The sequence below is a fragment of the Proteus sp. fly-1013 genome (assembly GCF_040140245.1).
In the GTDB taxonomy this organism is placed as follows: Bacteria; Pseudomonadota; Gammaproteobacteria; order Enterobacterales; family Enterobacteriaceae; genus Proteus; species Proteus mirabilis_B.
In genome coordinates this window covers 120190-138446 of sequence record NZ_JBEEWD010000005.1, presented here as the reverse complement: position 1 = coordinate 138446, position 18257 = coordinate 120190, and the positions used below count along the sequence as shown (strand labels likewise).

16 protein-coding genes are annotated in these 18257 nt (G+C 37.6%); 6 read left to right on the top strand and 10 right to left on the bottom strand.

All coding sequences use genetic code 11. From position 1 onward, the window contains the following. Positions 1-12: 12 nt before the first annotated feature. On the bottom strand, positions 13-1560 hold the full coding sequence (tssC, locus tag ABN236_RS11205) for a type VI secretion system contractile sheath large subunit (protein WP_088494860.1): 1548 nt from the start codon (positions 1558-1560) through the stop codon (positions 13-15). Positions 1561-1583: 23 nt separating this feature from the next. Further along, positions 1584-2081 (bottom strand): type VI secretion system contractile sheath small subunit, encoded by a 498-nt coding sequence (gene tssB, locus ABN236_RS11200; RefSeq protein ID WP_349473989.1) that lies wholly within the window; start codon positions 2079-2081, stop codon positions 1584-1586. A gap of 974 nt (positions 2082-3055) precedes the next feature. On the opposite strand from tssB, the gene ABN236_RS11195 reads away from it, so the two are divergent. Then, positions 3056-3328, top strand: a complete 273-nt coding sequence (locus ABN236_RS11195; RefSeq protein WP_349473988.1) for a hypothetical protein — start codon at positions 3056-3058, stop codon at positions 3326-3328. 70 nt (positions 3329-3398) lie between these two features. On the opposite strand, the gene ABN236_RS11190 is transcribed toward ABN236_RS11195, so the two are convergent. Continuing rightward, complete coding sequence (locus tag ABN236_RS11190) at positions 3399-4031, bottom strand: LexA family protein (RefSeq protein WP_349473987.1); 633 nt, start codon at positions 4029-4031, stop codon at positions 3399-3401. 454 nt (positions 4032-4485) lie between these two features. Here ABN236_RS11190 and ABN236_RS11185 point away from each other — a divergent pair, with 454 nt between their 5' ends. Beyond that, the gene (locus ABN236_RS11185; protein WP_349473986.1) at positions 4486-6192 is read left to right on the top strand and encodes a phospholipase D-like domain-containing protein; all 1707 of its coding nucleotides are present in this window, start codon (positions 4486-4488) and stop codon (positions 6190-6192) included. 86 nt (positions 6193-6278) lie between these two features. On the opposite strand, the gene ABN236_RS11180 is transcribed toward ABN236_RS11185, so the two are convergent. The 7 genes from ABN236_RS11180 to ABN236_RS11150 form a co-directional block, all read right to left on the bottom strand. Further along, positions 6279-6860 carry a DJ-1/PfpI family protein gene (locus ABN236_RS11180; RefSeq protein ID WP_088494865.1) on the bottom strand — a complete coding sequence of 194 codons (582 nt, stop codon included), beginning with the start codon at positions 6858-6860 and terminating at the stop codon, positions 6279-6281. Between the two features lie 5 nt (positions 6861-6865). After that, entirely contained in the window at positions 6866-7507 is a 642-nt protein-coding gene (locus tag ABN236_RS11175) for a bifunctional 4-hydroxy-2-oxoglutarate aldolase/2-dehydro-3-deoxy-phosphogluconate aldolase (protein WP_349473985.1), read from the bottom strand. Further along, positions 7488-8459, bottom strand: a complete 972-nt coding sequence (locus ABN236_RS11170; protein ID WP_349473984.1) for a sugar kinase — start codon at positions 8457-8459, stop codon at positions 7488-7490. Before ABN236_RS11170 ends, ABN236_RS11175 begins: the two co-directional genes overlap by 20 nt. Further along, a complete protein-coding gene (locus ABN236_RS11165) occupies positions 8456-9310 on the bottom strand; it encodes a tagatose bisphosphate family class II aldolase (RefSeq protein WP_088494868.1) in 855 nt (284 codons plus the stop codon). The genes ABN236_RS11170 and ABN236_RS11165 overlap by 4 nt, the downstream gene beginning before the upstream one ends. Before the next feature lie 114 nt (positions 9311-9424). Next, the gene (locus ABN236_RS11160) at positions 9425-10900 is read right to left on the bottom strand and encodes a DUF2264 domain-containing protein (RefSeq protein ID WP_349473983.1); all 1476 of its coding nucleotides are present in this window, start codon (positions 10898-10900) and stop codon (positions 9425-9427) included. Between the two features lie 54 nt (positions 10901-10954). Then, positions 10955-12565 carry a sulfatase family protein gene (locus ABN236_RS11155; RefSeq protein ID WP_349473982.1) on the bottom strand — a complete coding sequence of 537 codons (1611 nt, stop codon included), beginning with the start codon at positions 12563-12565 and terminating at the stop codon, positions 10955-10957. Between the two features lie 40 nt (positions 12566-12605). Further along, a complete protein-coding gene (locus ABN236_RS11150) occupies positions 12606-13841 on the bottom strand; it encodes an anaerobic sulfatase maturase (protein WP_349473981.1) in 1236 nt (411 codons plus the stop codon). 535 nt (positions 13842-14376) lie between these two features. Between ABN236_RS11150 and agaR the strand changes: the two genes are divergently transcribed. Genes agaR through agaV form a run of 4 tightly spaced genes read left to right on the top strand, consistent with a single transcriptional unit; the run spans position 14377 to position 18212 of the window. Beyond that, on the top strand, positions 14377-15156 hold the full coding sequence (gene agaR, locus ABN236_RS11145; protein WP_349473980.1) for a transcriptional repressor AgaR: 780 nt from the start codon (positions 14377-14379) through the stop codon (positions 15154-15156). A gap of 53 nt (positions 15157-15209) precedes the next feature. Continuing rightward, positions 15210-16490 (top strand): tagatose-bisphosphate aldolase subunit KbaZ, encoded by a 1281-nt coding sequence (gene kbaZ / locus ABN236_RS11140; protein WP_194950984.1) that lies wholly within the window; start codon positions 15210-15212, stop codon positions 16488-16490. A 12-nt stretch (positions 16491-16502) separates the two neighbouring features. Next, a complete protein-coding gene (locus ABN236_RS11135; protein ID WP_194950983.1) occupies positions 16503-17693 on the top strand; it encodes an SIS domain-containing protein in 1191 nt (396 codons plus the stop codon). A gap of 24 nt (positions 17694-17717) precedes the next feature. Next, on the top strand, positions 17718-18212 hold the full coding sequence (gene agaV, locus ABN236_RS11130; RefSeq protein ID WP_023581440.1) for a PTS N-acetylgalactosamine transporter subunit IIB: 495 nt from the start codon (positions 17718-17720) through the stop codon (positions 18210-18212). The last annotated feature ends 45 nt before the right edge of the window (positions 18213-18257 follow it).

Genomic DNA, 18257 nt, shown 5'->3' with positions numbered 1-18257 from the left:
CCGTGCTTCACCTTATGCTTTCGCTTTTGGCATTTGAGATACTAACGAGAGATCCACATCCATTCCTTCCACTTGGAAGTGCGGAACAGCGTACAGTTTCACTCTGAAAAATCCTGGATTATCTTCAATATCTTCTACAACGACTTTGGCGTCGCGAAGTGGGTGAGAGGCTTGTAAATCATCACTTGGATCAGTCATTTCAGTAACTAAACCACGAACCCAATTATTTAATTCGAGCTCTAATAAACGGCGATCTTTAGTAGTACCGATATTTTCACGCTGAATTAATTTCAGATAATGAGCAATTCGTGAAAGCAGGAAGATATAAGGTAAACGCGCATTAATACGGCTATTAGCTGTCGCATCAGCGGTATCATAAATAGCGGGTTTTTGTGCTGAATTTGCAGAGAAGAAACAAGAGTAATCACGGTTTTTATAGTAAGACAAAGGAATAAAACCGAGGTTGGCAAATTCGAACTCTCGTGTTTCAGGGATCATGACTTCGGATGGAATTTTGACCTGACTTCCTGTTCCTAAATCATAAAGATGAATAGGTAAATCTTTTACCGCACCGCCAGCCTGAGGACCGCGGATTTGTACACACCAACCATTATTAATAAAGCTTTTAACCATATTGGCAGCAAAAGCAAAGGTCGCATTTGTCCACAAATATTTCTCATGGTCTGGGCCTTTTACTTCTTCAATATAGTTAAAACTGCGTACAGGAACCGTTTCTGGGCCATAAGGAAGACGACCTAAAACGCGAGGCATTGTTAAACCAATATAGCGGGCATCGTCAGAATCGCGGAAAGATTTCCATTTGATATATTCAGCGCGGTCAAAGTAGTTGCTGATGTCTTTAATGGCAGCGACTTCTTCCATAGAGTCTTTACCAAAAAATGCAGGGCCAACTGAGCCAACAAATGGCATATGAGCAGATGCTGATATTTTTGCAATATTGCGTAACAGTGCAATATCTTGAGGGCTACGATCAAACTCATAATTAGAGATGATTGCTGCAATAGGTTCACCACCAGGGGTGTCGTACTCTTCAATATAAGTGTGGTGATAAAGACCACTTTGAATCGTTTCTGGACAATCTTCGAAATCTTGTCGTAAATCGTTTTTGGCAACATCCAGAAGTTCAATTTTTACATTTTGACGAAAATCAGTGCGATCAACTAAGAATTTTAATCCACGCCATGCTGATTCAATTTTTTGAAATTCCTCGTGATGCATGACTTCATCAAGTTGTTCACTAATTTGTCTGTCTAAATCAGCGATATGATGATCGAGTAGATTTCTATCTAAGCGTTCAACTTTTTGACCTGAAGATTTCAATCGGTCGAGAAAAACTTGAACAGCAACAGTAACGCGCTCATTTGCTGTTGTATCTGCCAGAGCACTATTGTCTTGGAAGATATTAATATCACTCACCTGAGAAACGGGTGTGAGGTTGATTTTCTCAAAGAGAGAGGCGTAAACACCGCTATTGGCGGGCTCATCAAGTACAGTTGTTGTACTTTTTGAAATACTTTCGCTATTAACTGACATAAGCATAATCCTGTAATGATAAAACCCAATTAGTCTTTTTTCGGTGCGAGTTGAGATAACTCTTCGCGTAATTCATCACTTAATGCAGGATCTTTAAGGATATTTTCGAGTTCACGGCGAAAAGTGATGTTATCAAGGAGGTTAGATTTCAAATCACGTAAGAGATTACGCATTGCCAGCATGGCGCGTAGCTGAGGAATTTGGCGAGCAACTTGTTCTGGTTCAAAGTCTGTCATCTCTTTAAATGACAGATTGATGCTTTCCTCACTACCATCGTTAGCTAATGTGTTTTTTACAGTAAGGCTGACGGAAGGGGAAAATTCAGTAAGAACGCTGTTGAAGTTATTTTTATTAATGTTGACCTTTTCTCTTTCTGAAAGAACGCGTTTATCCTTTCCGTTGCTGTAATCACCGATAGCCAATAGTTTTAAAGGCAACTCAACTTTTTTCTGTGCTCCACCTGTATGTAAGTCGAGTTTTATATTTACCCGCGCTTTAGGAACTTCATTTTGAAAACTATCTGACATAATAAAATCCTTGTATTAAACGAATAAAGGATCTCTTGATAGTGGGAATATTAAGTAATTTCACTACCAAGAAATTTACCTTAAGGCGTACCTCCTTATATTAAACAAAATTAAATAAATCAATTTATCTTAACGTTTTTAAGAGATATCTCTAAAATTAAAATGTAATAAAAAGAAAATACATAAGAATATATGGATGAATATTTCAAGTTGACGCCATAATTTGATGTTTATTTTATATATTATTTTTATATTTAATGATTTATTTCTATGTTGAATTATTTTAGTTGTTTTAATTAGTATATATACATAGTAAATGCTCTTATTGATAACATTAATTATAGTAATCTAGCGTTATTATATTAAGGTGCTGAATAGCAAAAAATGGAGATGAATAAATAGAGGTGAAGTGAGTAAATAAAAATAAGCGTAAGTAGATACGTTTTATTAATCTTAGCTATTAACACCTATATTCCTAGGTATAAAAATAATGAGGGTATAAATAAATTTGTATTATTCTAATTGTTAAAATGTAATGGCTACCATTTTATAATATTCCTATTTCAAGTATTTATTCGTAATAACTGATGATTATTTTATAAGTATCAAGTCAAAAAAAGGTGGACTTAACTTTATTGGAACCTCTTTTTTGACTTTTATTGTTCTGGTTTCTTATTTCTGTTTAATGAAAAAAAATGAAAAGTGATTTAGTAAATAAAAATGAGAGAATTAAAAAGATAGTCATAAAAAGATTGTATGGTCTTTTTGTGACTAATTTATTGATTGGGTTGTCGATATTAAATGAAACGAAATAAGTGTTAATGGTCTTTTTTTGATTTATGAGTATTTAATTTTAAAGTTTGAAGACAGTATGGCACAATCTTTTACCCCATTCGTATATCTTCACCTTACCCAGTAATTTTGATAAATATAATAGCTTAGTGTTGGTAGACCTTTAAAAACAACCAGTAATATTGCTGTTAAATACCTTAAAGATTCTTGCAAATACAATTTACATTTTTGAAGCTGAGGGAATAACTCCAGCTAGCGAAGCATTAAGACGCCAAGGTGTACTACTGAATAATTTAACTGGGCAAAATGCGGCACAAGGCATAGATGTTCAGGTATTAATTAATAATGAAACAAAACCATTAGGAAGTGATAACTACGTGTATGTTGATAATGATACTCAATGGGATTCACGATTATTTATCGCTAAATCCATGGCTAAAATACTAAACAGATAAAACTGTTTTTTTAAGATAAACCCCAATAATAGAACCAATTATTATTGGGGGTACTTTTTGGGAATAATAGTTATCGTTTACGACGATAAATACGATGTTCAATCATCGTACCGATGATCATTAATGGCGTATTTTTGCTACTAAGTGTTGGATAATCACTATTTAATGGTACGAGTTCAAAATGTTCATTGCCATTTGCATCAATGCAAGTGGGTCTGTATTTCTTAAATGTTGCCTCTCTTTCATTATTAGCAGCAACGATAAATTCACCTGGATGTGGTTTTATTTCAGGATCGACAATGATTACATCTCCTGATTTAAAATCAGGTTCCATTGAGTCTCCTTCAATTTTTAAAGCAAAAGCATCTTGTGAGAGTTCTTGGTCTGTCAGAATATACTCAAATTCACCATCACAGCCTGTAATAGGAACGCTATGAGCTAAATTTCCGGCTTGAACATAGCTTATTAATGGTAATTTTCTCGTGTTAATATCATGAATAGGTTGAATATTATCACCCATCATTAACCAACCTGCATCGCACTCTAAAGCCCTTGCAATGCTAATAATATTACGAGGCTTTTTTGTTGAGCCATCTTCTATTGAAGCCCATGACTGTTGCCTGATTCCAGCTTTTTCTGCGGCTTCAGACTGAGTAAGCCCTAAGGCATCTCTTCTGGATTTAACTCTATTTGCAAGACTCATGTTTCCTCCTGCTAAAAATAATACAGGTAAAACTGTATTTGACAAACAGATAAACCTGTTATTTAATACAGCTATACCTGTTAAATAACATGTCTAAAAAAGACTAAGACAATAAATGATAAATTATAAGGAAGTGTTTATAGACTAATAAATATCTATTTTAATGATTCTACAATTTAACAATAACAATTATTTATTATCAGTGCTCTATTCTAAATAGGAATGGTTTTATTGTTTTTAATATTTAAAATATAAGTTTGTAGATTATTTATTTTTAATGATTAGAGAGGTGAGTATTAGGCAATAGGCAATCAAGGTTATACCAATTTATTATAAATCTGATAAACAGTTTTTATGAAAATAAAAATATTTTTGTTGGGTTAATTAAGGATCTTATTATTTAAATTCTTATTTAAATAATAAGTCTGTACTGTTTATAAAATAAAGGAATATTATGAAACTTATTGATGGATTAAAAACAGAATTAAAAGGTTTCTTCAATGAAACATCTGAAAATAACTATGTGAAGATTTTTGACACTCCTCATGTATGGGGAATGCCATTTGGTAAAGAAATTATGCCAAAAGCGATAGAGCGCGAGGCTGAGTTTGAACAGGCTATTACATCTATCTTAGATAAAATGCTGTATCGCTGTGATATTTCATCGCTTAATGCTCCTGATGAGGAGTGGCGTAAAATTATTCTTGCTGCAATTGATAAATCTTTTTCAGAAAAGAAAGGACGTAAAGAACGTACGCAAATTCGATTTCTCTTTGCACAAACACCAACGGTTTTATTAAATGGTGTGAAATATTATTTTAGTGGAACTCCTGAATATCTGGCATTGAAAAAAGATCTTATTGAATTGATTAAAGAGCGTGGGAAATATTGGGAATGTATTCCTGATATTTGGATTGGTCGCTTTTATCGTATTATTGATGGCTTAAAAGTCTCTTTAGAAAAAAAAGTACTACCAGAAGATTTTATTTCTGAATTAGATACACGAATGACATGGAATCATACAAAGATTATTGCTGTTGATGGTAGCGAAGCCTTTGTTGGTGGTCATAATTTAAATATGGATCTTTTTAAAAGCTATCCACCGGTTCATGATGTTTCAGTTAAAGTTATTGGTGAGTCTGCACTTCATTCACAGTTATTTTTAAATAATATGTGGGATGTGGGTAAAGATTTAATTACAAAAGAATATTTTGATAGTAAAAAAAATGAGTGGGTTGCTAAAAAAGCAAGTTATCATATTGCTGATCCATTAACGAAAAAAAGTATTCTAAAAGAAATTAAAAAAATAAATGAAGAAAATTTAGCTAAATCACCAGATGAAGGCTTTTTTAAAACAGACCGTATTTTCTCAGTAGGAAAATATTGGGAAGGGCCGGATATGCGAGTTGATTATAAGAAAGGTTCCGAGAAAATGAAGGAATATCTTATAAAAAATGCTAAGAAAAAAATTCGCATGTCTCAGCAAGATGTTGTAAGTGCATGGAAGAAAAAGTGGAAAGATCACCCTGTCTGTCATTGGATTATTGAAGCATTATTAAAAAATCCAGAGTTAGAGGTTGAAATTGTGGTTTCACCATTAGACGCAGCTGCGGGTGCCAATGGTGACCAATATTCATTTGGGTCTGGTGCGCAAAGAACATTTGAATTATTTAAATATTATCTGACTCATGATATTGAGACAGATACTGTTATTCCTGATCCTGATAAAGTTCGTGAATCAGCACTACGTCGTATTAAAATTGCGCCATTCTTTTTCACCGATAAAGTACCAAAAGCACTACAAACAGAAGGTAAAACCTATAAATGGCCTGATGCAGATGAATCATCTTATACAGCCACACTAAAAGAAGCGCCACTGAAAGAAGATCCACCAAAGCAAGGTGATATTGGACACCCGTTCTGGTCATTAGTTAATGCGAGTGGCATTTATCCTAAAGTCGCTCCAGCACCCGGAAATCACGCAAAAGTGACTATTATTGACGATGAATTGTATATCGTTGGCTCAGATAATATGTACCCAGGATATTTATCAGAATTTAACTATCTTGTTGAAGGCGAAGAAGCAGTAAGTACTTTTATTAAAGAGTATTGGGATAAGTTGTGGCATTACTCCGAGCCTCATGCATTTAAGCATAAATAATTTCGGTATATTGATTTATCGTTATTTAAAATGAAAATATAAAGGGGAGTTAATCCCCTTTATATCGTTAATAATAATTAATTTAACTATTTTAGATAACCTAACGGCCAGTGTTTGAAATAAATATGATTCGCTTGCCAGTCTACTTTTTCTGTATTGTCGCTTAATAAATGGCGAGCCACCGTAAAGGCAAATTCAAAACTCACACCTAATCCTTTTGCACTGATAAATTTACCATCTACAACGACATCTTGATCAAGATAATGACCATCGTCATATTTATCTGCCAATTTATCGCCTGTGCTGTAATTACGACCTTCAAGAAGATGGTGGGCCGCTAATACTTTTGCTCCAGAAGAGCATAGCGCACAAATATATTTATCTTCGGCAATATGGCGTTTGATAAATTGAATAACTTGCTCGTTAGCGCATAAACGATCGGTACCTTTAGGGCCTCCCGGCATCATTATTGCGTCATAACTGTGAGTCAGTTTTTCAGTTAATAGAAAATCAGCACTGATTTTAGTTTCAAAATACGTATTTAATACCAAAGTATCCATGCAAGAAAGTACATCGACATGAATATCAAGACGGCGCATGATATCAATAAAAACAACAGCTTCACCTTCTTCAAATCCATCAGCTAATAAAACGGCAACCTGTTTCATTTTATTTATCCCTTATGTGTTTTTAGTAATGAGTGGATACTTTGAATATGATTAACAATGGTTTCTTTATCTTGTTTATCAATCGTATCAGCTGTGGCAATCCAACTTCCTCCGCAAGCAACAACTTGTGGAATAGCAAGGTAATCACTCACGTTATTTAAACTAATTCCACCCGTTGGCATAAATTGGGCTTGAGCATAAGGTGCAGCTAATGCTTTGAGCATTTTTACACCGCCAGAGGCTTCTGCGGGGAAAAATTTAAGTAAGGTTAAACCTTTTTCAAGAGCAACTTCGATTTGGCTTGGATTGTTAATTCCCGGCACAATATCAATGCCGTTATTCAGACAATAATCGACCGTACTTGGGTTATAACCCGGAGAGATAACGAAGCTTGCTCCAGCTTCTTTTGCCATATCAGCTTGCTGTGCGGTTAATACCGTTCCTGCACATAAAATGAGTTCAGGAAAATGTTCATGCATTAGCTTAATCGCTTTAACTGCCGCAGGAGTACGAAAGGTAATTTCGGCAACAGGTAGTTGATTTTGGGTTAAAATTTCACCCAGCCAGATTGCATCTTCAGCGCGATTAATTTGGATCACGGGGATCACTTTCAGTGATGAAAGAGTATCAACAATTGACTGTGTCATGGTTATCCTTGATTAGTGTGTAGAATGAATCAGTAATTTCATGAGGAATGATGGCGCCATGGTGTTGGATGACGAACCCTGCTAAGGTGTTTCCCCATAAACAGCAGGTTGGTAAGCTGTGATTTTGTAGCCAAGCGGCAATAAACGCGGCATTAAAAGAGTCACCCGCAGCGGTGGTATCAACAACAGAACCAATGGGTTTGGGAGAAACATAGCCCGTATCTATGCCATCAGACCAGAAAGCGCCATGAGCACCGAGTTTGACAATCACGTTTTGATTGCCCCATTGATGAAGACGCTGTGCTATGTCTTGTTCTGTCAAAATAGGTTGTTGCCAAAGCATTTGTTCATCATCACCCGTGACTAAAGCGATATCACTAAGTCTATACAGCTTCTCAAACCACTCTTGTGCATGAGGTATTGAATCCCATAAGCGAGGTCGATAGTTTGAATCCACAATTAAGGTGATCCCACGTTGTTTAAGGTGAGTTAATTGCGTGAGTAAAGCTTCTTTCCCTTCTGGCGTTAAAATAGCAAGAGAAATTCCACTAAGATAAATCACACTATTATCAGAAAGTGCATTGAGATGTGCTGCAAAGCGGCTATCAGTCGCAATATAACGTGCCGCTGCATCATTACGCCAATAGTGGAAACTACGCTCACCACAAGCATCAATTTCAATGGCATATAAGCCAGGAAGTTTTTCGGGAAGAGTAATAACAGATTGGCAGTTAATACCTTCTTCTTCCCATGCTTTTTGCATTAAGGCACTGTAAGTATCAGTGCCTAAACCGGTAATATAGCGAGGATGTAATGAAGGGATTAGTCGTGATAAATATAGTGCTGTATTTAACGTATCACCGCCAAAACGTTGTTGTTGCGGTAAAAAAGGTTGACCACTAAGCTCTATCATACATTCGCCAATAATGGCGACAGTTTTGTTTGTCTTCACAGTTTCCCATCACTTTTACAGACACGAATTTTATCTGCAACTACAGCTTTCATTGCAGCTTTGCCCGGCACAAGGTAATGACGAGGATCACTTGCATCAGGGTTATCTAAGAAGTACTGCTTGATTGCGTTAGAGAAAGCTATTTTTAGTTCGGTTGCGACGTTAACTTTGCAAATACCTAAATCGATACAACGGCGTACATCTGCATCAGGAATACCGGATGCACCATGAAGTACTAAAGGGATGTCTGTTTTTTGACGAATAATTTCTAAGCGATCAAAGTCGAGATGAGGTTCATGTTTGTACATGCCATGTGCTGTACCAATTGCAACAGCTAATGAGTCAATTCCTGTTGCTTTGATAAATTGTACCGCTGAATCAGGATCGGTGAATAGGGCATCTTTTGTATCAACGATAAGATCATCTTCCTGTCCTCCAAGACGACCTAATTCAGCTTCTACTGTGCAATCCCAATGATGGCAGAAATTGACCACTTCTTTAACGATGCGAATATTTTCTTCGAAATGAAAATGAGAGGCATCGATCATCGCGGATCGCACACCTGAAATGACTTTATGACAGATATCAGGAATATCTTCATGGTGATCTAAATGTAGAGCAACAGGGATACGATATTGTTCTGCGGCCTGCTGACAAATAGAGATCAAATAATCACTACCTGCATAAGCAAACGTGCTTGGTGTACCAGCTAAGATAACAGGTGATGCCATCTCAGCTGCCGTTTCCATCACAACTTGAATGGTTTCCAAGTTATGAATATTAAAAGCAGGCACAGCATAATTTTCACGCTGTGCTTTATTGAGCATATTACGAGTAGAAACCAGATACATGTTTGCCTCTCATCTTTCGTTTAATTACGAATTATAATAAACGAAAGAAATAGAAAGGTAAAAGATCTAAATCACATTTTTATTTCCTTCGCACTGAAAGTAAATGAAAGGCAACTAGAAAAAATGTGCCATTTTAGAGCTATAACTGGTGATCCCTTTGCGTAATAAGTTGTTTTTCGGTCGTCTTGACTGTCCTATCACGGTTTCAGCGACTTTTTGTGCTAAGGTCTGTTTTTCCAAACGACGAGTTAATGGTGTTTGTTTCTCCGTATAATCTTCACAAAAAATGACACTCACTTCTTGTGTTGCTTTCACTCCAGTTACTAAAGCTTGAATAGATGGAATTTCGAAACGAAAGTTATCTTTTTCGATAGGCAAAGGTAGTGAAGGCGTTTGCCATAAATTGATACGGTCAGCGCAATAAAGCGCGATAATTACGGCGCGTAATGACCAAAAACTACTGGCAGGACCACTGTAGTTATCAACTAAACGAGGATCATGAGTAAATAAACCTTGAGTTGGAGCACCATTTTTTAATGCACCTTGAGATACAAAATAACGCAAGCTGCTTTCAAAGGCGCGTTTTGCCTCACCTACTTTTACTGAAGGACAGTGTAAATCGACACCAGCTAATAATGGAGTAGAAACCGCAAGGCGATAGCAGGCGCTACGACCAAAGAAAGGAATACCTTTTGGCGTCATAAAATAAAGGTAGTGTTGATTAAAGGTATTAAGTGATTGAGTAATAAATGTCGTATCAAATTGAGGGTCAATTTGCGCTAACCAATACAATGAATAGTAAAATCCCCATGCATTGTAGTAATCATAATTACCGTTTGCACCATCACGAAACCATCCATCACCAACATAAAACTCTTTTAATCTTTCATAGCGCCAATGGGCAATCGTGTCTTTTCCTGTGAGTGCTTTAATCACAAATTGGACGGTAAGAGGGAAGAAATGCCAGTTATTATCGACAATCTTGCAGTGATTAACTTGTTCGAACCAAGCAATAATTTGTTGTTGTGTTGCGGGCGTTAATGTATCCCACACCCATTCGCGGCTTATCCAAAGAGTAAGCGCTAAATCAGATGCTTCACAAATTCTCTGATCGTAATCTTCGAGTTTTCCCCAATACCCTTTATGAAGTGGATCAGTGCCATGAATAAAGCTTTGTTTGATCATTAAAGGTAAGTTGAAAGGTTGCTGATTTAATCCCATCAGCGTACTTTTTTTGCTACTAACAGTCCATGCAGCAAGTAGAGGAAGTACTCTACTAACACCTTCAAGAGCATCAGTTCTTGCTGTTTGTTGCCCCGGGCTTCCGGGATAATAAGCATGAGAGTAACCCCAGACTTGGTAATGATGAAAAGCCTGTGTGACATATTGTGTCAGCATTTCGCATAAAGAAAAAAGTGACTGATTCTCATCATTAAAAAAGTCAGTAATCGTTTTATCATAGCGACGATAAGCTGATTTTCTGACCAATCGTCGAATAATATTTTCCTTAAATAAGCGTTGGTAGATTTCTACGTTTGGGTGCTCATAAGGGAGTTTAGGACGTGCTGAAGATGCAATTTCAATAGCCATTTTCGTATCTCAGAAAAAAGACGCATCCTTGCGAAACAAAACGGAAGTTGAATATTAAGGTTTTGCAGAATCCACTAGTATTTGATAGTGGTCTTGTCCCCAAAGAACAGGCTTTGGCTTATCCTTGATCCACTGGTAATACGCATTTTTTAGTTCTGTTACTTTTTGTGGATTTTGTTTGGCAAGATCGATTGATTCAGCCGGATCATTTTTATCGTTAAAAAGTTGAGGCTGATTTTTTCCATCATCATAAAAATAGAGTGCCCATTCGCCGTCACGTACAGCCCAAGCACCTTTAGACAGTTTTTCTAAATTAGGGTTAGTGGGGGGAGTCTTACGTTGATAGGTTATCCATTGATGATATCCGTGCCAAAACTCTTGGTTTTCTTCGCTATAATGTTTAGTGCCAGGACCCGCCCAATATAGATAATTGTGAGGTGATTGTGTTGTTTCACCTTTAAGTAAAGGCATGATGTTTTTCCCTTCAACTTTTAGATTGTCGGGAATAGCAATGCCTGCTGTTTGTAATGCCGTCGGTAAAATATCAAGTGCAGAGATCATCTCATCACTTTTCATTCCGGCTGGAATAGTACCGGGCTGATAGGCAATAAAAGGCACTCTAACGCCACCATTAAACATTTGCCCCTTAAAGCCTCTATCCATTGCATTCATTGGCATTGGCGATTCATTAACTGCGCCATTATCCGATAAGAAAAAGATCACTGTGTTTTCTAACTCACCGTTTTCTTTTAACTTTGCAATAATTTGACCGATCCCTTCATCGGCTGCATTTAAGGCAGCAAAGTATTTGTCTGCTTCAACATTGCCAGTATCAAACTTCTCCATATATTTAGCGGGTGAGGCTTGTTCTAACGGAATATGAGGAACGCTATAGGAGAGATTAATAAAGAAAGGTTTATCTTTATGTTCATCGATAAATTTTAATGTTTCATCTGTTAAAAGATGTGTGGTATAGCCCGGAGCTGGAACATTGACACCATTACGCCAAAATGCAGGTGAGTTCCATAAAGCTACGCCCGATGCATAATAACTAAAGTCATAATCGAAACCACGCTCATGAGGAGCATAACCTGCTTCTGGCGTTGAAATCATATTGTCGTGATAATCGCGAGTTTGCTTACTTTCATTAATTTTCGGTTTGCGAATAACTTTTGCGTTATGCCATTTACCGATACTGGCGGTGGCATAGCCATTTTCTTGGAAAAGTGAAGGTAATAGTTTGATATCTTGGGGAATACCTAAAATGGCATCGTCATTACTGTAAGTACCAAAGCTTGCTGGAGAACGCCCAGTAAAGATACCCGCTCGGGAAGGACCGCAAACAGGATGGGCAACAAAGGCATTGGTCATTTTAGCGCCATTTGTTGCCATTTCACTGACATTGGGCATAGCAATGCGCGCCGCTTCTACCATTTTATTGATATCGCCTTCATAACGTGGCGGTGTGGGTCTTTGCGCTAACGCATCAACATCTAAGGTATCCAGCACAAAATCAAGTTGTCCTGTACCTAAATCATCCATCACTATTAATAAAATATTTGGCTTTTCAGGCGTGCCACCTGCATTAGCTGAGATTGGAATGCTTAAACATGATGTAGCAATTAGCCCCGCTAGTAGGCTTTTTTTAACAGAAAGTAAGGTCACGGATTGTCTCCAGAATAAACAAGATAAAATAAAAGAGGGGTTACTTTAGGTAGTTTCTTTTCATTGCAGGAAGCGCATCACTAGCAAGACCTCCCCGTGAAATGGCTTGCTGCATTAGTTGCATACCTATCGCTGTATGATGAAATATTTGTTTATAAGAGCGGCACAGGTAGTTATGGCGATGTTTTTCACCTTCAATAGCAATAATGCGATGTTTAGGGCAACCGCCATAACATAAGCTTTGTACTTCACATTGCTTGCAGAGGCTGGTTTGTTTGTCATATTTATTTTGACCAAAGCGCTGTTGCTGTTTTGAAGTGGCTAAATGAGCAAGGCTATTTTGATGGATATTGCCTAAATTATTGGCGGGATAAACATAGTGATCGCAAGAATAAACATCACCATTGGCTTCAATGATCAATGCCTGACCACAGGTTTTAGATTGAATGCATGTTGATGCAGGATATCCCATCCATGTGCCTAACAAACTATCAAATAAACGAATGTATATTTTTCCAATATCGCCTTGGCGTATCCATTCATTAAACACTTCAGTCATAAATTGTCCGTAGCCTTCAGCAGGAACGGAAAATGGCGCTAATTGTGCATTGGGACCCGGAGCGTAATGACCTCCGTGAGTATGAGGAAAGCGTCTATCAACTTCGACAATTGGGATAAATTGAAAGAAGGTTGAGCCTAATGCTTTTAAGGCTTGATAGGTTTCTTTTCCTTTATTCCAATTTTGGTCATTAACGACAGTGAGTGTATTAAATTCAACGCCATACTCGTTAAGTAGGTTAATTGCCCGTTTTACTCTTTCAAAAGTAGGGCTTCCATTAACCGAAATGCGATATTTATCATGAACAGCCTCAATACCATCAATTGAAACGCCTAATAGAAAGTGGTTATCGGCAAAGAATTGTGCCCATTGGCGATTAATGGCGATTGCATTGGTTTGTACACTATTTGTAATCGTTTTGCCGTTAGCAAATTGCTTTTGGTATTTGACGACTTGTTCAAAGAAAGCTAGCCCTGCAAGCGTTGGCTCACCACCTTGCCATGAAAAATCAACCTGATCGCCACCGTGTGATTGAATATAATCTTTAATATAACGACGCAGCACACCATCAGGCATGACTATATGACCAGCCTCTTTTTCTTCATCTTGAAAAATATTTTCTTTTTCCAGATAAAAGCAGTATTCACACTTAATATTACAGTGGTAGCTTGTAGGTTTTGCCATCATATGAAAATAAGCAGGTTGATTTAATGCCATTAGTCATTTCCTGAGTTTCTTTTTTATCCTGTTACATTACGTAAAATTTATCAAAACAAAAGAGATTAAAATCACAAATACGAAATATCGAAAGTAATTGAAAGTTATTTTCGAAAGATTAAAGTATGAATTTTCGATTTCAATACTTTCGGTTTGATACTATTTCAGGATTTATTGACCATTTGAGCTATTTATCTTGATTTGTTTTTCGAAAATAAATGAATGCAGTGAAGTTTTACTCTGTATTTTCTGAGGTGTGGTTGTATTAAATCTATATTATTGTGTTTTATATAGCGATATATGGTGTAATCATAAGTATAGCGTTGCGTTATATCATTTTATTTATTGGAAACTGGTGGCCTCAAGGCTATTATTGAAGCTACACGAAAATAATCGTAAGCAATCGATGGTGATTCGAAACTTTGTGAAAGAGATCAAAAGTTTTGTTTTTTTGCATTGTCGGTAAAAATTGGCGTAGTAAACTACATTCGAAACCAATCGAAAGAAAGTCTTTTGGTTTCGTAAGGAGACGAAAGTGAAAGCGGCAGTTGAGAGGCGTATGGAAATCCTCGATATGGTAAACCAACAAGGTAAAGCCAGAGTCGAAGATCTCGCTGAATTATTCAAAGTCTCAAGTGTCACTATCCGCAGCGATCTAAGTTTTCTTGAGAAAAATGGTTATATCGTTCGTTCTCATGGTGCAGCAATTCCTAATACAGGATTTATTGCCGAATTGAGTATCCACGAAAAACGTGGGCAAAACGCGGGCATAAAAACATTAATCGGGAAAGCTGCCGCAACGCTGATAAAGGATGGAGACACCGTCATTCTTGACTCGGGGACAACTACTCGCGAAATCGCGACAAATTTAAAGTCGCGCGAAAATGTAGTGGTCATGACTAACGGTCTGGATGTCGCAATGGAGTTAGCAAATACCTCAGGTGTGGAAGTATTAATGACCGGTGGTGTATTGCGAAAAAGTGCGTTGTCTTTTTCAGGCTCACAAGCTGAAAATAGTCTTAGAAATTACCGGTTTGATAAGGTTTTTCTAGGCGTTGACGGATTCGATTTACGCGTTGGTATCACCACACACAATGAACAGGAAGCTAGTCTTAACCGTTTAATGTGTGATATCTCAGAAACGATTATTGCGGTTGCAGATTCTACGAAATTCAGTAAACGCAGCTGTCATATGATCAGAGAATTTGGTGATATCGATATATTAGTGACCGATTCAGGTATTCCTGAAGAATATATTCAGGAACTGAAAGAGCACAAAATCGAAGTGATTATCGTCAACGATAAGGCATCGTAATTTGCTAACTCCATTAGCAACACCGCCGGTGTTGATTATGGAGTTAGTATTTAATGCATCCTTTAGAAAAGATTGTTCAGCAACACAAATCAGGCAAACAGAATGGTATTTATTCTGTTTGTTCTGCCCACCCTTTAGTAATAGAAGCAGCTCTATTACAAGCGCTGGATAATGATTCCTTTCTGCTAATTGAGGCGACCTCTAATCAGGTTGATCAGTTTGGTGGTTATACGGGAATGACTCCCGCTGACTTCTACCAATATGTCATTGAACAAGCTGAAAATGTGGGTTTTCCTATCGAGAAACTTATTCTTGGTGGTGACCATTTAGGGCCTAATCGTTGGCAACATCTTAACGCTGAAGAAGCGATGGCAAATGCAGATGTGTTGATTGCACATTATGTTGCCGCAGGTTTTAAAAAAATTCATCTCGATTGCAGTATGTCTTGTGCTGATGATCCAATTCCTTTAACGGATGAAATTGTGGCATCTCGTGCAGCACGTCTTGCTGTGATTGCAGAAAACACGGCAAAAGAGACATTCGGTACAAGTGATATTGTTTATGTTGTTGGTACAGAAGTTCCCGTTCCGGGCGGTGCTGCTGAAGAACTTGATACTGTTGAAGTAACTTCACCTGATGCTGCACGAAAAACATTAGAGTGCCATCGCCAAGCTTTTCAAAATGTGGGTATTGGTGATTGTTGGGAACGCGTGATTGGTTTGGTTGTTCAACCTGGCGTTGAATTTGATCATACGGGGATCATTGATTATCAACAAGAAGAAGCACAAGCATTAAGCCAAGTGGTAAATGATTATTCTCATCTTGTTTTCGAAGCCCACTCTACAGATTATCAAACTAAAGAAGCTTATAAACAGTTAGTTCATGATCACTTTGCCATTTTAAAAGTAGGGCCTGCATTAACTTTTGCAATGCGTGAAGGTTTATACGCACTTTGCTCTATTGAAGAAACATTATTCCCTCAAGAACAGTGCTCTAAATTACGTGAAAAAATGGAGCAACTGATGTGTCGTGAACCGGGCTTTTGGCAAAAGTACTATCATGGTGATGAGCGTCAACAAGCCTTTGCTAGAGTGTATAGTTTTAGTGATCGTATTCGCTATTACTGGCCTGATGCTGAGATTAATGCCGCCATCGACACATTAATGGATAACTTATCTATTAAACCTATTCCATTACCGTTACTAAGCCAATATCTGCCTTATCAATTTACCCAATTTAGAGAAGGCATGATTGACGGATCGCCTGAATCTTTTGTTATTGCGAAAATTCGTGATGTGTTATCGGTTTATGCCGATGCGTGCTATGTCCATTAATTGAGGGAAACCATGGAATATTTAAGTTATCAGACCGCTCAATTAGAGCAACTGAATGCATTTTGGACTGCGAAAGAAATTGAGCAACAACCAGAATGCTGGAAGAAAACATGGCAATCAGTAAAAGAAAAACGTGCTGATATTGAAGCCTTTTTAAATAAAGCGCTGGCAGTGCCTCATGCACGAATTATTTTAACTGGCGCGGGTACGTCTGCATTTGCTGGGAAAGCATTGGCTCCTATTTTAAGTGGCCATACAAAACGTCGCGTTGATGCGATTGCAACAACCGATTTAGTGGCTGATCCACAAGAATATTTAGCAGAAGACATTCCTACTTTATTGATTTCTTTTGCACGTTCAGGCAATAGCCCTGAAAGTGTGGCTGCATTAGATGTTGCGACTGAATGCTTATCACAGTGTTATCACTTGGTGCTGACATGTAATGCAAATGGCAAGCTTTATGAGTATTGCCAAAATAACAGCAGTGCATTGGCATTGTTGATGCCTGAAGAATCAAACGATCGTTCTTTAGCGATGACCTCTAGTTTTTCATCCATGATGATGGCTGCGGTAACCATCTTTTTAGGTGATAACGTTTTTAGTGACTCTATTGCTCCGTTTTTTAGTCACTATAAAGCGCAGTTTAATAAAGCAAATCAAATTATTAGGGATAAATACGCCGGGAAGTTTAAACGAGTTATTTATCTTGGAAGTGGTGGATTACAAGGCTTAGCACAGGAAGCTGCGTTGAAAATGTTAGAGCTTACTGCGGGTAAAGTGGTTGCTAGTTTTGATACTCCACTAGGCTTTCGACATGGACCTAAGTCTATCGTAAATAAAGAAACTTTAGTGGTGATGTTTTTCTCGAATGATCCTTATACACGTCAATATGAGACTGACTTATTACGAGAGGTTATTCACGATAATGCATCAGGCAAGGTGATCGCGATCACCGCACGAAATGATAACGCTTTCTCACCAGAGAGTTTTGTTTATATTCCTGCGTTAGAGAACTGTTCTGATGTGGCGCTATTGTTCCCTTACTTGATGTTGGCGCAATCATTCGCATTTCACAGTTCCATTGCACTAGGGAATACGCCTGATAACCCGTCTCCGACAGGAGAAATCAACCGTGTTGTACAAGGCGTCACAATTTATCCGTTCTCACACAAAAAAGACGACACACAGTCTGCTTTAAATTAATAAAATATAATAAGAGAGCTAATCATGAACACACCGAATATTGTCTGGACCCGCATTGATGAACGTTTACTCCATGGTCAAATCCGCATTACATGGGGTAAACATACAGAAGCAAACCTGATTTTAGTGGCTAATGATGATGCAGCAGAAGGCCCTAATGCCGCATTTATGCAAGCAGGAATGAAAGCGTCAGCGGGTGGTGAATACGCTGTTCGTTTCTTCTCTATTCAAAAAACTATTGATGTTATTAGTAAAGCATCTCCTCGTCAGAAAATTTTTGTTCTGTGTAATAACCCAAAAGATGTTGCCCGTTTAGTGGAAGGCGGCGTGCCCATTACTCATTGTAATGTTGGCAATATGCATTTTCATGAAGGGAAACGTCAAATTGCGAAAACCGTATCAGTCAATGATGCCGACATTGAAGCGTTTAAAAGCCTCGTCGCAAATGGGGTCACTTGCACAATCCAAAACACTCCCGATCAGACACCTGTTGATGTGCTAGCGCTCGCATCAGCCTGATAATTTCCTGAACAAAAAACCTGCATTAGCAGGTTTGAGGATTAT

Coding starts and splice junctions, on each gene's coding strand:
- agaV (WP_023581440.1), top strand. CDS start 17,718: ATGAACACACCGAATATTGTCTGGACCCGCATTGATGAACGTTTACTC.
- ABN236_RS11190 (WP_349473987.1), bottom strand. CDS start 4,031: ATGAGTCTTGCAAATAGAGTTAAATCCAGAAGAGATGCCTTAGGGCTT.
- tssC (WP_088494860.1), bottom strand. CDS start 1,560: ATGCTTATGTCAGTTAATAGCGAAAGTATTTCAAAAAGTACAACAACT.
- kbaZ (WP_194950984.1), top strand. CDS start 15,210: ATGCATCCTTTAGAAAAGATTGTTCAGCAACACAAATCAGGCAAACAG.
- tssB (WP_349473989.1), bottom strand. CDS start 2,081: ATGTCAGATAGTTTTCAAAATGAAGTTCCTAAAGCGCGGGTAAATATA.
- ABN236_RS11185 (WP_349473986.1), top strand. CDS start 4,486: ATGAAACTTATTGATGGATTAAAAACAGAATTAAAAGGTTTCTTCAAT.
- ABN236_RS11180 (WP_088494865.1), bottom strand. CDS start 6,860: ATGAAACAGGTTGCCGTTTTATTAGCTGATGGATTTGAAGAAGGTGAA.
- ABN236_RS11160 (WP_349473983.1), bottom strand. CDS start 10,900: ATGGCTATTGAAATTGCATCTTCAGCACGTCCTAAACTCCCTTATGAG.
- ABN236_RS11135 (WP_194950983.1), top strand. CDS start 16,503: ATGGAATATTTAAGTTATCAGACCGCTCAATTAGAGCAACTGAATGCA.
- ABN236_RS11175 (WP_349473985.1), bottom strand. CDS start 7,507: ATGACACAGTCAATTGTTGATACTCTTTCATCACTGAAAGTGATCCCC.
- ABN236_RS11150 (WP_349473981.1), bottom strand. CDS start 13,841: ATGGCATTAAATCAACCTGCTTATTTTCATATGATGGCAAAACCTACA.
- ABN236_RS11165 (WP_088494868.1), bottom strand. CDS start 9,310: ATGTATCTGGTTTCTACTCGTAATATGCTCAATAAAGCACAGCGTGAA.